Below are 13,582 nucleotides of genomic sequence, written 5' to 3'. Positions count from 1 at the left end.
AACACTATATAAAAATGTTTGCCTTAGTAGATTGCAATAACTTTTACGCCTCTTGTCAAAGAGTATTCGAACCACATTTAATTGGAAAACCAGTAGTAATACTTTCCAATAATGATGGTTGTGTTATTGCGCGTTCTAACGAAGCTAAAGCATTAGGCATTCCAATGGGTGCTCCAGCATTTGAATTCAAAAAACTATTCGAAGACAACAATGTATTTGTTTATTCTTCAAACTATGCCTTGTATGGTGATATGAGCAGCAGAGTCATGAACATACTTTCAACTTTTACACCCGATATTGAAGTATATAGTATTGATGAAGCTTTTCTAAAATTTGAAGGATTTAAATTCTTTAACCTGGAAGAGTACGGAATTAAAATTCAAAGAACCGTAACTAAAAATACAGGTATTCCCATAAGTGTTGGGTTTGCACCAACAAAAGCACTAGCTAAAGTAGCCAATAAAATTGCAAAGAAGTTCCCAGAACGTACCAAAAGTGTCTATGTGATAGATACTGAAGAAAAGAGAATAAAAGCCCTTAAATGGACTAAAATTGAAGATGTTTGGGGTATTGGAAGAAAACACGCAAAACGCTTACAGGCAGTTAATGTTTTCAATGCTTATCAATTCACACAATTACACGATGATTGGGTTAGAAAAGAAATGGCAGTTGTAGGGTTGAGATTAAAACACGAATTAGAAGGAAAACCAACATTGGATTTAGAAACTCCAAAAAGTAAAAAAATGATTGCTACAACAAGATCATTTGAAAAACCAATGACAAAATTGGAAGATATTTCAGAACGTATAGCAACGTTCACAACTTCCTGTTCCGAAAAACTAAGAAGACAAAATAGCCATTGCAACATGATAATGGTTTTTCTGCACACCAATTATTTCAGAAAGGACCAACCACAGTATTCAAGAAACATAGTAATCAATACCGATTTCCCAACAAACTCAACAATCGAGTTAAACAAGTACGCTCAAATTGGATTAAAAGCAATTTTCAAAGAAGGCTACAATTACAAAAAAGCAGGAGTAATAGTAATGGGATTAACACCAAACGACCAAACCCAATTATCACTATTCAACACCTCAAATCCAAAACACCAACCCCTAATGTCAGTAGTTGATAAACTTAATAGAGCTTATGGCAAAAACAAAATCAAGTTCGCCAATCAATCACTTGGGAGACAATGGAAAATGAAACAAGAAAAATTATCCAAATCATATACAACTAGAATTGATGAAATAATTACAATTAAGATTTAAAAAAAGTTGTATATATTTGATGAAATTTACTAGTTATGTGTTATGCTTCTGCGAGTCTACAAAAAAAATGTTAGAAAATTTTAAACGTACGTTTGATAAATTTTATTACATTTGCAAAAATTCTTTGCAGAATGGTGAGCCAAGAAAAAAAAGAAATTATCAAACAAACTGCTTTTAATCTGTTTTCTAAGAATGGATTTGAAGCAACTTCTGTGCGAGAAATTGCCAAACAAGCAAACGTGAATTTGGCTATGATTTCGTATTACTTCAACTCAAAAGAACAGTTGTTGGAAGACATTATAGAAGAAAAATTAAATGATATTAAAATCTATGATACAGAAATTACAAATTCAAAAAATGTAGAAGAATCTTTGGCTCAAATTATAGAAATTCTGCTTAAAAAAATCTTGAAGAATCAGGCGTTTTTCAACCTTTTACATTCTGAATTATCTTTAAAACAAAGAGTAGTTTCAAGTGATGTATATTACAGGGTAAAAAAACATAACGACACTATTTTACAAACCATAATCAAGCAAGGAATCCAAGAAAAAGTTTTTTTTGAAAACAAACTGTTAGACACTTTATCAATCTACATCCTTGGCCCTTACATCAATTTTATTTTAAATAAAAAGTATTATTCTGAAAAGCTGCAATTAAACTCCGAAAAACTACTTGAAAACTATATAAACACAATCCTCATCAAAAACATTACAACATCAGCAATTAATTTATTAAAAATTGAAAATGACAACAAATAATACATTTGAAATTCCCAAAAGAGATGGTGAAAGACCACAGACAACATCACGCAATCCACACATCCAACTAAATCAGCAACCCGAAGACCGCAAGATCATTGAAGATATTATGAATTGGGCGTTTTCACTTCCCGAAATTAAAAAGGAACATAGTAAAATATCTATGCCTGGTGCTGAAGCAATGTGTCTTTCAGAAGACAAAATGTGCAACGATTGCAGTGCTTTTATGATTGAAAACGAATTTGCTCATTTTCATCCTTCACCCGATAGTAGTATGCACTTAGGATTACCAATTATGGATGCAAATTACGTTATAGAACAAGGTTGGGGAGAGTTACATCCTGTTGCAAAAATGGGATATCTAACCCATAATTTTATTATGGTATATGCACCAAGAAACGAAGCAGAAAAAGAAATAGTAAAAAAAATTATTGCTCGTTCATATGCGTTTGCTAAAGGAGAATTAACAAATGAATAAAACAAATTTATGCAAGACCACTTTTTTGAATTGATAAAAAATGCCATTGAAAATTATATGCCAGCTAATAAAATTTTTGGCTTAAAAATTATGGAAATAAAACCTGGTTTTACATATATCCACGTGCCTTTTAAAGAATATTTCGTTGGGGATTTTTTGCAAAAGCGATGGCATGGTGGTATTTTAGCCTCTATCGCAGACACTACTGGAGGTGTGGCGGGTGTTACTTGTTTACAATCTCCTAAAGATAAGCTCAATACCATTGACATGCGAATAGATTATTTACATGCAGCAATTGCTCATGAGGATATCTACGCAAAAGCTAAAGTAATAAAAAATGGAAAAACTATTATCAAGGTAGATATTCAACTATTTCAAGATCAAAATTCAGAGCCTATTGCAGTCGCTAGATGTGTATATAGTGTCCTACGAACAAAAAATGAAGAAAAAAATATTATAGACAATTAAAAACTGTTTTTATTATTACATAGTACCTTTTCTTATAATACAGAAATTAAAAAAATAAATGAAAATTAAACTCATACATATTTCCTTTATATTCTCTTTGTTACTGTATCAAACAGCAATATCTCAAGAAACAAAAAACATATCTATAAACCAAGCCATAGAATTAGCCTTACAAAACCATCCGCAACTTGCTGTTTCTAAAACTTCAGTAGAAATAAATCAGCAACAAGCCAAAGTAGCAGCACTTCAGAGAATTCCTACCCTGAATTTTTCGGCTACGGCTTCGTACTTAGGAGATGTTTTTTTGTTGGATAAAAACTTTGGCAATAAAGTAGATGTTGACATTCCTAATTTTGGAAACACCTTTGGCTTACAAGCGGTGCAGCTTTTGTATAAAGGCGGATTGATAAATAAAAGTATAGAAGCCGCAAATTTAAAAACACAACTTTCCGAACTCGATTTGGAAAAAGACAAACAAAATATCAAGTTTTTGGTCATTTCTAATTATTTAGATTTAATAAGAATAGAAAATCAGTTGCGGGTTTTAGAAAACAATAAAAAACTTGCCGAAGAACGATTGAAAAATGTACAAAAGTTTTATGAGCAACAAATGATAACTCGTAATGAAGTGATACGTGCTCAGCTTGCCATTCAAAATTTAAACCAAATCATACTTACCGCAACTAATAATAGAAGTATTGTCAATTACCAACTCAACATTGCATTAGGATTTCAAGAAGGTACTATCATAAAACCTTTGCATCAAAATTCATTATTGCAACAAGAAAACTCTTTAGATTATTATTATCTATTGTCTTCGAACAACAATCCACTTTACAAATCGGGTTTAAAAAATATAGAGATAGCAGAAAAAAACATCGAAATAATCAAAACCGATAGATTTCCAAGTTTGTCTGCCTTTGGTGGCTACAATATGCAAAGACCACTGATGAATTCTTTCCCTGCCCGAGATGTTTACCTGAATGCTTGGCAAGTAGGATTGTCGCTAAATTATAGTCTTGATAATATCTACAAAACCAAAGCAAAACTCAAAAGTGGAAAGCTGCTAAAAAATCAAGCCAGTGAAGTGTTACACCTCACCGAACAAAATTTAAAAACGGCTATCAATGCAGCTTATGTAAAGTATAATGAAGCTATTGCTCAAGAAAAAATAGCCTTAGAGTCCAAGCGATTAGCTGATGAAAATTACAAAATTACTGAAGCCAAATACTTAAATCAATTAGCCGTTCAGGCTGAAATGATTGATGCACAAAATCAAAAAATTCAAGCCGATATTGACTACGAAAACGCTTTAATCAATATCGAATTTCAATATTATAATTTAATAAAAGCAACAGGAACTTTATAAAATTTATTTCTACATGAGCTCAAAAAAAGACATCAAGGACAATGTTCCATTACCCGAAGCAGAAAACCAGCCACCCGTAGCGGAGCAAAAACCCGTAAATCCACGAGCTGGAATGAAAATAGAAACGGCGAGAAACAAAGAAAACAATGATATTAAGAAAAATAAGTTTAGGGCTTATCTCTCTAATATGGTTGTTATCTTAGTGTTAGCGGGTATTACGTATTATATTGTACGAAATTATCTTCACATTGGCGAAAACGACTACACCGAAAACGCGCAAGTAGAAGAGTTTATCAACCCAATAAACACAAGAGTTTCTGCTTATATCAAAGAAATTAAGTTTATAGAACATCAACAAGTAAAAAAAGGCGATACCCTTATTCTTTTAGATAACCGAGAAATTTTAACGCAGCTGGGGCAAGCCGAAGCCGCTTATGCCAATGCTTTGGCTCAAAAAAACACCACAGGTTCTGCTGTAAATACCGTATCCAACAATATCAGCGTGCTGGAAGCGAATATAGCAGGAGCAAAAGCAAGATTATGGAATGCCGAACAAAACCTAAAACGATATGAAAATCTTTTGAACTCTGAAGCAGTTACAAGGCAACAATACGACCAAATAAAAACAGAATACGATGCCCAAAAAGCCGCTTACGATGCCTTATTAAAGCAAAAACAAACCGCTTCTTTTTCAACCTCCGAAGTAAAATCGCGTTTACAAATAAACGATGCCGAAATACAAAGAACCAAAGCTGCTTTGGATATGGCAAAACTCAATTTATCATATTGTGCCATTACCGCACCAAATGATGGTATAATGGGCAGAAGAATGATAAACGAAGGGCAACTTTTACAACCCGGACAGCAAGTAGCCACCATAGTAGCCGGACCCAAATGGGTAACTGCCAATTTATTAGAAAAACAAATGCCTTACATCACTATCGGAACACTTATTACCATGAAAGCCGATGCGCTGGGCGGTAAAAAATTTGAAGGAAAAGTAACCGCCATATCAGGTGCTACTGGAGCTCGATATTCTAATATTCCTACAGATAATGCTTCGGGTAATTTTATTAAAGTGCAACAACGAATACCCGTAAGAATAGAATTTACTGAAAAAAATAATAAAGAAGACATAGACAAACTCAGAGCAGGAATGAATATGATTGTTCAGATAGAAAATAAATAAAAAATAAAACTTTTTAAATATGAAATCACTTAAATTCATAATTACACTTTGTGTTGCATTGTCTGTTATCTCGTGCAAAACAAACTCAAGCGCAACGAATAACGAAAACAGCACGCATTCAATTGTTGAAGAAAATATAACGTATCAAGATGGAGATACACCGTTGAAAGGAGTTATTTATTATGATAATTCTATTGAAAACAATCGTCCTGCTATAATGGTAGTTCACGAATGGTGGGGAAACAATGACTATGCAAAACGCAGAGCAAAAATGCTGGCAGAGCTGGGCTATGTGGCTATGGCAATAGATATGTATGGCAATGGTTTGGTAGTAGATAATCCAAAAGATGCGCAAGAAAATGCTGGGAAATATTACGCCAATCCTGCTTTACTGAAAAGTAGAGTACAAGCCGCTTATGATGTTTTAAGCAAACATGCTAAAGTTAATAAATCCCAAATTTCTTCTATGGGATATTGCTTTGGAGGCACAGTATCATTGAGCGCGGCAAGCATGGGTATTCCTTTAAAAACAGTAGTAAGTGTTCATGGTGGCTTATCGGGTTTTCAGGCAAGTCCTGCAATGAAAGATACCAAAATTCTTATTTGCCATGGTGGAAATGACAAATTTGTGCCTCAAAAGGATGTTGATAATTTTAATAATGAAATGAAAAAAAATGGAAATACTTACGAGTTTAAAATTTATCCTGAAGCTACACACGCTTTTTCCAATGTAGAATCTACCGAAGCAGGTAAAAAATTTAATTTACCCATTGCCTACAACGAAGCTGCCGATAAACAATCTTGGCAAGATATGTTGGAGTTTTTTAAGAAATATAATCCCATCCAGTAATCACAAAAACTAAAAATATCATCAAGCGGTAATTTTTTTAATAGTGCGATGATTGATGATTTTTTTATTGTTACTTTAATACGATATTTTTAGAAACAATTTTCTTTAATGCAAAATAACAGATACAACAAAGGACTTTTTGAAGATTGGGTGCCAAAACCTGTGCAACTTTTGCTCATATTAGCATTCATTATCTTGCTTTTTCCTATGAGTTCTATCTATGTAGGCAATTTGTCTTATATGGTAGGCGAAACAGGGCAAATGGCAGAATATTTTATGTGGGCAAACTTTGCCGGAACCGTAGGTATGGGAGCAGCCATGCCTATTGCTTTTAGGGTAAAACTCGCTTTCAAAATTCGCGATAAAGTAGTTTTTATATTGCTATTGCTGGCGTTATTTAATTACATCATGGCTACTGCCGAACATCCTATCATCATTGTTTTAATCTCCGTTTTGATGAATTTTTTCAAAATGTTGGCATTGATTGAATTTATGCTTCCTATAATGATGATTTTAAATCCTGATGGCAATCGAGGAAAATTCTATGCTATGTTTTATCCGTTTATTTTAGGCATTGCGCAAATAGGTGGTTACCTTGTTACCAAAGAAGCCAACTATAAAGGCTGGGAATATGTGTATTTTCAAAGTACAGTTATTTGCTTGGTGCTGGCTATAGTGGCTTTGATTTTTATGCACAAAAAATATTTTGACAAGCCGCTTCCGTTGTATTATATAGATTGGATAAGTGGATTGTTATTTATAATAAGCTTTTCGCTTTTAGCCTATGTGCTTTCGTTTGGAAAACAGCAAGATTGGTTTACTTCTGAAAAAATACTGGTAGCCAGCATTTTGAGTGTAGTTACTTTTTTAATCCTTTTCATCAGGCAAAAAACCTTAAAATATCCTTTTTTATCATTTGAAATTTTTAGCAGAAGTAATGTAAAACACGGTATGCTTATGCTTTTAATGCTAGGTATGTTTATGGCATTAAGCTCAGTTCAAAACATATACACGGTAGGTATTCAAAATTATGATCCTATCCATAACGGAAATCTCAACATGATGATGCTTCCAGGATTTATCGTGGCAGGTATTTTTGCTTACAAATGGTTTAATGCGCACAAACCTATCAAATACTATATTTTTGCAGGCTTCGCTTCTATGATGCTTTATAGCTTGCTCATGTATTTTTATATGGTGCCCGAACTCAACTATGAACGTTGGTATTTGCCTATGTTTTTCAAAGGATTTGGTATGTGTTCGCTATTTATATCTGCATGGTTTTACACCTTAGATAATTTAGAAATAGGTGAAATGCTTGCTGCTATTGGTATTGTGATGGTTTGGAGAACATTTATTGCCATTGGTATTTTTTCAGCAATTTTTTCTTGGTTTCAATACCAATTTCAAATTGAAAGTTTAGGAAATCTTGCCATATATTATGATGGGATGAACCTTTCTCAACAAAATGTAATGACCAATCTTAAAAGCATACAGTTCAATGCAATTTTAGCCGCCAATAAAAGGTTAATAGGTTATGTTTTAATTGCTGGAATTGGTGTGCTTTTTTATGTGATTACGCATCATTACGGCAAAGACCGATACGTTTTAGTAAAACTTCGTGAACTTACCGATGCCACTAAACGAGAGTTTCGTAAAGAGAAAAAAGAAGATTAATAGCACAACACATAACAGCGGTTTGGCAAAATGGCGGGTTCAGTGCTAAATTCAACGGCATTTCATCGATTGAATTTTTGTGCAAAACTGAACATTTGTGCTTCGATTTCCGCCACTTCGCCAAGCCGCAAAACGTTAAAAATCAAAACATGTGCTTCCATTCAAAACAAACAAAACTAGCTTTAGAAGTCGAAAACAGATTTAAAGCAAAAATAGAAAAGAAAGAACTTTTCAAACCTGCTATGGATATAAATGGTTTTGATTTTGGAATAAATCCAGTAATAACAGATGAAAACCCCAATACTATTAAACATTTCAATTGGGGATTAATTCCTTCCTGGTCTAAAGACGAAGACATAAAAAAACTAACACTAAACGCACGAATAGAAACAATAGAAGAAAAACCATCATTCAAAAATTCTATCAACAAGAGATGTTTAGTAATTGCCAATGGTTTCTATGAATGGCAATGGCAAGACAGTAAAGGCAAAAATAAAGTCAAGTACGAAATAGGTATTGGTAATGAAGATTTATTTGCCTTTGCAGGAATCTATTCCCAATGGGTAAATCAAATCACTGGAGAAATTAAAGACACCTATTCCATAGTTACCACACAAGCAAATCAACTAATGGCAGAAATCCACAACACCAAGAAAAGAATGCCAATCATTCTAAAACCAGAAGACGAATCCAAATGGTTACAACACGAACCAATCAATAAATTTGCTTATCCCTATGAAGTAAATCTAATAGCAACCAAATTAGATAATACTCCACAAGGTCTTTTGTTCTAGTATTCATATACAGAATATTATGAAGCGAATGGCTCGGGCATTCTTGGTTTCCATTTACCCGCTGTCCGTTAAACACGGTATCACTCCCATCGGGGCTAAATAGTAAGCAAATGGCTTTCTTGGATTCTTTTTCTAATAGGAACGCTTCGCTAAGTTATTTGCGCCCACCCAGTCCAACGCTCCCCACCGCACTAGTGGTATTTTGTGTGTTTTTAGCACTTGTTTTACCCACAGTAAGTCAATAAAAAAAGGCTCCCTGTTTTCCCAACCCCTCGCGCACAGTCCGCCTTTTTTTATCCACTTACACCCAATCCAAAAAACAAACGCTAAAAACACACAAAAACCACTCCCAAGCTATTATTACATAATAAACCTTATAATTCATTCCCAACACCCCACGCAGTCCCCCTGAAAGTTATAAGGGTTATTATGTAAAATATCCGCTCCCAGCCGCACCCACCCGAAGAATAATAGGAACGCTACCGCTAACGTAATTTGCATTGTTTTTTGAAGATGCTTCCCATTTCCATCAGACTTTAACTGCTAACTGAAAACCGCGACTGCTAACTGAACTATCAAGCATCCTCAAAAATCATACTACCACAAGAGTGTGTTTTTCTTTTTTCTCATCTTCACAAAGAAACATTGTCAAACCAAGCGTAGTCGAGGTCGTCTATCTAAAAAAAGAAAACCACACCCTTGTTTACCAGTCCCGATTAAACACCCCTAAAACCCCATTTCATAAGAACATTTGGGGTAAACATTTTTACAAAAAAAAGGATAAAAAAGAAGCCAAAGGTTTGTTCCGGGTATTCAAAAAAGCAAGTTCAAGCCTTCGGTTCCGGATAAAATCTCCACCCATACATTTTCAATACCACCACATCCTCTTACCGTTTCCCCAGACGCATATGGGTAGTATTTTATCCGTAAAACTTGCTTTTTTGAAACCCTCCACAAGGCAAGACGGCTTTCTTTTTTTTCCTTTTTTCTTTTGCAAAAATGTGTGTGGGGCATCTCGGTTTTCATTCACATTTCGGGCAATCACGAAGGAAAGACGAAGGAAGTTAACCTTTTAAATCCTTGTATTATGGACACAATTTTTATTAAAACCCACCAACCTGGGGCGCACTATGCCAAACCGCACTTTTTCGTATTATCAAAAGGACTAAATAGCGGAAAACCAAGCAATGAACCTTTTACAAACAGCTTTGTACTAGTCTTCCAAACTGAAGCTCAAAAAGAGGACATTTTTTGGATAGCCATGAGCCTATGGAAATCTAAATTCTGGATGCCTTTTCTTCGCGGTTCCGTTATTCCGTTCTTATCTCTCTATGAATTCAAAAAAGAGTTCAATCCAAAAGCCACCCGATTAATGCGTGAACACGAGCTGCACCACAAAAACATCCAAGCACTCAAGTTGTTGCAAGAACAAGAAGCACACCACGCAAAAAACATTCACTTAATCAACGAAATCCGTAACGCCATCTTACTCCGTTACAGAAACAAATAACACAAACCTGGCCCCGATGGGCTAGGTTTTTTCATTTCATCAAATTTCCAAAAACAATCCCTATCCCGAAGCAAAACAATACATAACCGCAATATGAACGCACCAATTAAATAAAATTGGAAAAAGCGAAGCAATTGGGTATAAAACAAAAAAAAGCCCCTGAAATAGGAGCTTTTGATTGCAATTTTTAAGCAATTTTAGTTTTATTGAACCCTGTCTTCCTGTGGAACTCTCGGTTCGTCGTCATCTTGTACAGCGGTTTGCGATACTGCCGACAATACACCACCGCCCAAAACCAAATAACCTGCAGCTGCAACTAATCCAGCCGGCAATGCAATTGGTGAAGCGATGATAGTTCCTCCAACGGTTGCCAAGGCTAAACCAATTGTTCTCAATACTTTGAAAAACTTTGGTGTTGGAGCTTTCACTCTTTGAACGATATTCATTTCATTACTTTTCATGTTCGTGATTTTTAAAGATGGATAATTCTAATTTTTGTATTCGGTGTTCTAAATAATCTACTTTTTGGTTCAGTAAATCACTGCTACTTTTAAACTCGGTTTTAATTAATAATGCCATGGTTTTTACTTCAACAAGGTCTTTTTCCATTCTTTTGAAATCTGTGTGCAATTGTTTGATAAAATAGGCTACAACCGATAATAATAAGCTTATTAAACTTCCAAAAAGTACCATTAATTGTGGAGCTTGTTCCATGGCATTACAAGTTTAAAATTGGAAATTGTTTTCGATACTAATCTTGTTTGCTTTGTTCTTTGCTAATGCAACTAGCTTAGGATAAATCATTTGGTAAGCCATAACACTTTGCGTAACTCGGTAATCGCCCTGGATAAGTTGGAACCCAAATCCACAAAGCGGACATCCTGCGGTATCTTCAATCGTATTTCCTGTATGGATATACACATAACTGAAATTTGGTAAACCTGTAATCTCAATCATACCTTCATGAACTTTTCCAAATGCTTTTTTGTAGTTGACATTTTTTGCACCCCAAGTATTAAGCTGCAGTGAATAGGTTCCAGTAGGTATGGCAGTATGTTCCTTTATTTTTTCTGTTCGTATTTTATCCTCAAGTAAATAGCATTGAAATACTCCGTTGATATATAATTGGCTTAATGTACTTTGTTTGCCCTGTGCTACGCGAATGATTTTTGTTTCCATAGGAATTGAATTAGTAAGTTAAAACAAAAAATCCCTCAGAGTTCCTGAGGGATTTGTAAGTAGGATTCTTAAAATGCGTCCTCAATTTTCAAGCAGTTACCTGTTGCAAATAAGTAATAGTTTGAACCTACTTTTTGGTAGAACTCAATTCCAATACCTTGAAGAACGGTAACATCAGTTGATGGTGTAATACCATTTGGCAAAGTTGCTGTAATGGTAGTTGCAGTTGCAGGAGCATACAAATCCAAGAAAGTGCTGAATTGAACATCACTCACTTCATTTTGTGCTGTGTCAATAGGATCATAACTATTCGTTACAGCATTGTAAGCAAAGTCACTCACAACAGAAAGTGTGTGAATTAATCTAAAGTGAGTAGCACCAGCAGGAGCATTAATCAAATTCGCTGGATTAAACGCAGGAATTACAAAATCAGCAGTGTTTCTTGCTGGGTCATGCGTAACACTGTAAGGAGCATTGAAAATACCATTTAAGGAAGTGTTTTTGTCAAACTCAAAACCTACCAAGTAATTTCTTTGAGTGGTAATCTCAATTTTGCGATACCCTCTGGCTTCGGTTTGGTCTTCTAAATTGATTTTCTTCATGATAGCGGTTAAACGCCCTGCTACTTGCGTATCAGACATTTGCTTCACGATTTGTGATAAACCAGTTCTAACGGATTTTCCTGCTTTAGCACAAGCACCAAACTCGTTCATGTTCTCACGAGTTCTTTCAAATTCTGGAGCTGATAAAACTTGCTCCCCTGAAGGTCCACCTACCATTCCGGCAAAGTACCCTTCTTGTCCTTTAATTTTAAAGTGGCGAACATCTCCAAGAGTTCCCACATACTTTAAAACGCCTTTCTGTCTAGCCATTTTGTAAAGATTTTAGAAGTTAATATTTAAGTGAAATTTTATACTCAAATATCATTCATTATCTTTGATTTACAATAACTTAAAATACTGAAAATCAATGCAATACAATGCAAAAGCACCCTATTTAGTGGAAACCCATTGGCAAATAGATGAAGTCTTAGATGGAGACAGCATAATCATTAGCAACCTTTTCACTCGTTTGCGAAAAGAGATACGACTTTATGGTTTAGATGCACCAGAAGTAAAGTACAATAGAAAGATGAAAGAGGACGAACAGAAAACACGTTTAGCAGCCCAATTTTTAATCCAATTAGGATTGGAAGCCTTGCATTATGTTTTGGAAGTAGCACCGCCTAAAACGGTTGTAACGATAATTACAGAACAGGATAACTTCTACGATTATTGGAACCGACAATTAGGATATGTAATCTTGCCAGGAGGGGAGTGCTTAAATGATTTGCTTTTGATCAATGGATTTGCAAAAGCAACAGACGAATATTATTGTGGACGATTAGCAGAATTTCAAAAAATAAATCGCAAAGCACAACTTAAAAAAAGAGGTATTTATAAGCATGTAAAAAAGTTCTGATTTGTTGTACTTATGTTGTACTAATGGATGTTTGAAAACTAAAAAAATCAATAAATATAGTGCTTTACAGGCGTAATGGAGCTAAACCGCTGTTATGCGACGTTTATCTTTCGGAAACTATAAATTTAATTTTTAATTCGTCTGGAGTTAGTTTAATAATTTTAATGACTGAATGAGCATCTCCGCCCCAATATTTATGTTTTACATCAACTGTTGAATCAGAAATAAATTTCCATCTTCCTGTTTCAATTGTATAATGAATAGGAGGTGTTCCGCAATCACTTGCATTTTGTTTACTTATAAAAACTCCATTTTTTTTAAAAATTGTACCGCCTTTATTTTTCTCAAAGTTAGGTTGACTTTTATATGTTACTATTCTATTTTCATAAGAATGTTCGACCCAAACCTGATTTAAATCTTCATGATTAATTTTTTTACAGCTAGTTAAAAAACATAAAAGTAACGTCGCAGCAAAAAAAATGTAAAATATGCTCTGTTTCATTTTAGGTTTCTATTTATTAAAAGAAGTTAGCGTTCTAGTTTTTTTTAAATGTCGCATAACGTCCCGCCGGCTT

General features: G+C 34.5%; 16 protein-coding genes. 11 read left to right on the top strand and 5 right to left on the bottom strand.

What is annotated here, in order from left to right; genetic code table 11:
- Positions 1 to 14 precede the first annotated feature (14 nt).
- The 10 genes from FCR2A7T_RS14360 to FCR2A7T_RS14310 all read left to right on the top strand — a co-directional run bounded on the left by FCR2A7T_RS14360 (position 15) and on the right by FCR2A7T_RS14310 (position 10,367).
- Complete coding sequence (locus FCR2A7T_RS14360; RefSeq protein ID WP_023572030.1) at positions 15 to 1,274, top strand: Y-family DNA polymerase; 1,260 nt, start codon at positions 15 to 17, stop codon at positions 1,272 to 1,274.
- A gap of 131 nt (positions 1,275 to 1,405) precedes the next feature.
- The gene (locus FCR2A7T_RS14355; RefSeq protein ID WP_023572029.1) at positions 1,406 to 2,032 is read left to right on the top strand and encodes a TetR family transcriptional regulator; all 627 of its coding nucleotides are present in this window, start codon (positions 1,406 to 1,408) and stop codon (positions 2,030 to 2,032) included.
- Positions 2,019 to 2,510, top strand: a complete 492-nt coding sequence (locus FCR2A7T_RS14350) for a luciferase domain-containing protein (protein ID WP_035118806.1) — start codon at positions 2,019 to 2,021, stop codon at positions 2,508 to 2,510. The genes FCR2A7T_RS14355 and FCR2A7T_RS14350 overlap by 14 nt, the downstream gene beginning before the upstream one ends.
- 9 nt (positions 2,511 to 2,519) lie before the next feature.
- A complete protein-coding gene (locus FCR2A7T_RS14345; RefSeq protein ID WP_023572028.1) occupies positions 2,520 to 2,978 on the top strand; it encodes a PaaI family thioesterase in 459 nt (152 codons plus the stop codon).
- A 58-nt stretch (positions 2,979 to 3,036) separates the two neighbouring features.
- Positions 3,037 to 4,347, top strand: a complete 1,311-nt coding sequence (locus FCR2A7T_RS14340) for a TolC family protein (RefSeq protein ID WP_023572027.1) — start codon at positions 3,037 to 3,039, stop codon at positions 4,345 to 4,347.
- Positions 4,348 to 4,459: 112 nt separating this feature from the next.
- Complete coding sequence (locus FCR2A7T_RS14335) at positions 4,460 to 5,536, top strand: HlyD family secretion protein (protein WP_117614413.1); 1,077 nt, start codon at positions 4,460 to 4,462, stop codon at positions 5,534 to 5,536.
- Between the two features lie 19 nt (positions 5,537 to 5,555).
- Entirely contained in the window at positions 5,556 to 6,386 is an 831-nt protein-coding gene (locus FCR2A7T_RS14330; protein ID WP_023572025.1) for a dienelactone hydrolase family protein, read from the top strand.
- Between the two features lie 108 nt (positions 6,387 to 6,494).
- On the top strand, positions 6,495 to 8,063 hold the full coding sequence (locus tag FCR2A7T_RS14325) for a hypothetical protein (protein WP_023572024.1): 1,569 nt from the start codon (positions 6,495 to 6,497) through the stop codon (positions 8,061 to 8,063).
- 149 nt (positions 8,064 to 8,212) lie between these two features.
- A complete protein-coding gene (locus tag FCR2A7T_RS14320; RefSeq protein ID WP_023572023.1) occupies positions 8,213 to 8,857 on the top strand; it encodes an SOS response-associated peptidase in 645 nt (214 codons plus the stop codon).
- Positions 8,858 to 9,944: 1,087 nt separating this feature from the next.
- Positions 9,945 to 10,367 (top strand): DUF6943 family protein, encoded by a 423-nt coding sequence (locus FCR2A7T_RS14310; protein WP_035118826.1) that lies wholly within the window; start codon positions 9,945 to 9,947, stop codon positions 10,365 to 10,367.
- Between the two features lie 203 nt (positions 10,368 to 10,570).
- Here FCR2A7T_RS14310 and FCR2A7T_RS14305 read toward each other — a convergent pair whose 3' ends face one another.
- From FCR2A7T_RS14305 to FCR2A7T_RS14290, 4 genes are all read right to left on the bottom strand, one after another.
- Entirely contained in the window at positions 10,571 to 10,828 is a 258-nt protein-coding gene (locus FCR2A7T_RS14305; protein WP_309508540.1) for a hypothetical protein, read from the bottom strand.
- A complete protein-coding gene (locus tag FCR2A7T_RS14300) occupies positions 10,818 to 11,081 on the bottom strand; it encodes a hypothetical protein (RefSeq protein WP_023572019.1) in 264 nt (87 codons plus the stop codon). Before FCR2A7T_RS14300 ends, FCR2A7T_RS14305 begins: the two co-directional genes overlap by 11 nt.
- Before the next feature lie 12 nt (positions 11,082 to 11,093).
- Entirely contained in the window at positions 11,094 to 11,546 is a 453-nt protein-coding gene (locus tag FCR2A7T_RS14295; protein ID WP_023572018.1) for a DUF5675 family protein, read from the bottom strand.
- Positions 11,547 to 11,614: 68 nt separating this feature from the next.
- Positions 11,615 to 12,418, bottom strand: coding sequence for a hypothetical protein (locus FCR2A7T_RS14290; protein ID WP_023572017.1), 804 nt, complete (start codon positions 12,416 to 12,418; stop codon positions 11,615 to 11,617).
- A gap of 97 nt (positions 12,419 to 12,515) precedes the next feature.
- Here FCR2A7T_RS14290 and FCR2A7T_RS14285 point away from each other — a divergent pair, with 97 nt between their 5' ends.
- Complete coding sequence (locus FCR2A7T_RS14285) at positions 12,516 to 13,007, top strand: thermonuclease family protein (RefSeq protein ID WP_023572016.1); 492 nt, start codon at positions 12,516 to 12,518, stop codon at positions 13,005 to 13,007.
- Between the two features lie 103 nt (positions 13,008 to 13,110).
- On the opposite strand, the gene FCR2A7T_RS14280 is transcribed toward FCR2A7T_RS14285, so the two are convergent.
- A complete protein-coding gene (locus FCR2A7T_RS14280; protein ID WP_023572015.1) occupies positions 13,111 to 13,509 on the bottom strand; it encodes a hypothetical protein in 399 nt (132 codons plus the stop codon).
- Positions 13,510 to 13,582 lie beyond the last annotated feature (73 nt).

The organism is Flavobacterium cauense R2A-7, assembly GCF_000498475.1.
Lineage (GTDB): Bacteria > Bacteroidota > Bacteroidia > Flavobacteriales > Flavobacteriaceae > Flavobacterium > Flavobacterium cauense.
The sequence above is the reverse complement of the archived record's forward strand: the minus strand, read 5'-3'. Positions and strand labels throughout refer to the sequence as shown.

What these genes read in the sequence shown, in the direction of transcription:
- FCR2A7T_RS14325 (WP_023572024.1), top strand. Translation starts at nt 6,495, where the DNA reads ATGCAAAATAACAGATACAACAAAGGACTTTTTGAAGATTGGGTGCCA.
- FCR2A7T_RS14290 (WP_023572017.1), bottom strand. Translation starts at nt 12,418, where the DNA reads ATGGCTAGACAGAAAGGCGTTTTAAAGTATGTGGGAACTCTTGGAGAT.
- FCR2A7T_RS14310 (WP_035118826.1), top strand. Translation starts at nt 9,945, where the DNA reads ATGGACACAATTTTTATTAAAACCCACCAACCTGGGGCGCACTATGCC.
- FCR2A7T_RS14295 (WP_023572018.1), bottom strand. Translation starts at nt 11,546, where the DNA reads ATGGAAACAAAAATCATTCGCGTAGCACAGGGCAAACAAAGTACATTA.
- FCR2A7T_RS14330 (WP_023572025.1), top strand. Translation starts at nt 5,556, where the DNA reads ATGAAATCACTTAAATTCATAATTACACTTTGTGTTGCATTGTCTGTT.
- FCR2A7T_RS14285 (WP_023572016.1), top strand. Translation starts at nt 12,516, where the DNA reads ATGCAATACAATGCAAAAGCACCCTATTTAGTGGAAACCCATTGGCAA.
- FCR2A7T_RS14350 (WP_035118806.1), top strand. Translation starts at nt 2,019, where the DNA reads ATGACAACAAATAATACATTTGAAATTCCCAAAAGAGATGGTGAAAGA.
- FCR2A7T_RS14355 (WP_023572029.1), top strand. Translation starts at nt 1,406, where the DNA reads ATGGTGAGCCAAGAAAAAAAAGAAATTATCAAACAAACTGCTTTTAAT.
- FCR2A7T_RS14320 (WP_023572023.1), top strand. Translation starts at nt 8,213, where the DNA reads ATGTGCTTCCATTCAAAACAAACAAAACTAGCTTTAGAAGTCGAAAAC.
- FCR2A7T_RS14345 (WP_023572028.1), top strand. Translation starts at nt 2,520, where the DNA reads ATGCAAGACCACTTTTTTGAATTGATAAAAAATGCCATTGAAAATTAT.
- FCR2A7T_RS14340 (WP_023572027.1), top strand. Translation starts at nt 3,037, where the DNA reads ATGAAAATTAAACTCATACATATTTCCTTTATATTCTCTTTGTTACTG.
- FCR2A7T_RS14305 (WP_309508540.1), bottom strand. Translation starts at nt 10,828, where the DNA reads ATGAAAAGTAATGAAATGAATATCGTTCAAAGAGTGAAAGCTCCAACA.
- FCR2A7T_RS14335 (WP_117614413.1), top strand. Translation starts at nt 4,460, where the DNA reads ATGAAAATAGAAACGGCGAGAAACAAAGAAAACAATGATATTAAGAAA.
- FCR2A7T_RS14280 (WP_023572015.1), bottom strand. Translation starts at nt 13,509, where the DNA reads ATGAAACAGAGCATATTTTACATTTTTTTTGCTGCGACGTTACTTTTA.
- FCR2A7T_RS14360 (WP_023572030.1), top strand. Translation starts at nt 15, where the DNA reads ATGTTTGCCTTAGTAGATTGCAATAACTTTTACGCCTCTTGTCAAAGA.
- FCR2A7T_RS14300 (WP_023572019.1), bottom strand. Translation starts at nt 11,081, where the DNA reads ATGGAACAAGCTCCACAATTAATGGTACTTTTTGGAAGTTTAATAAGC.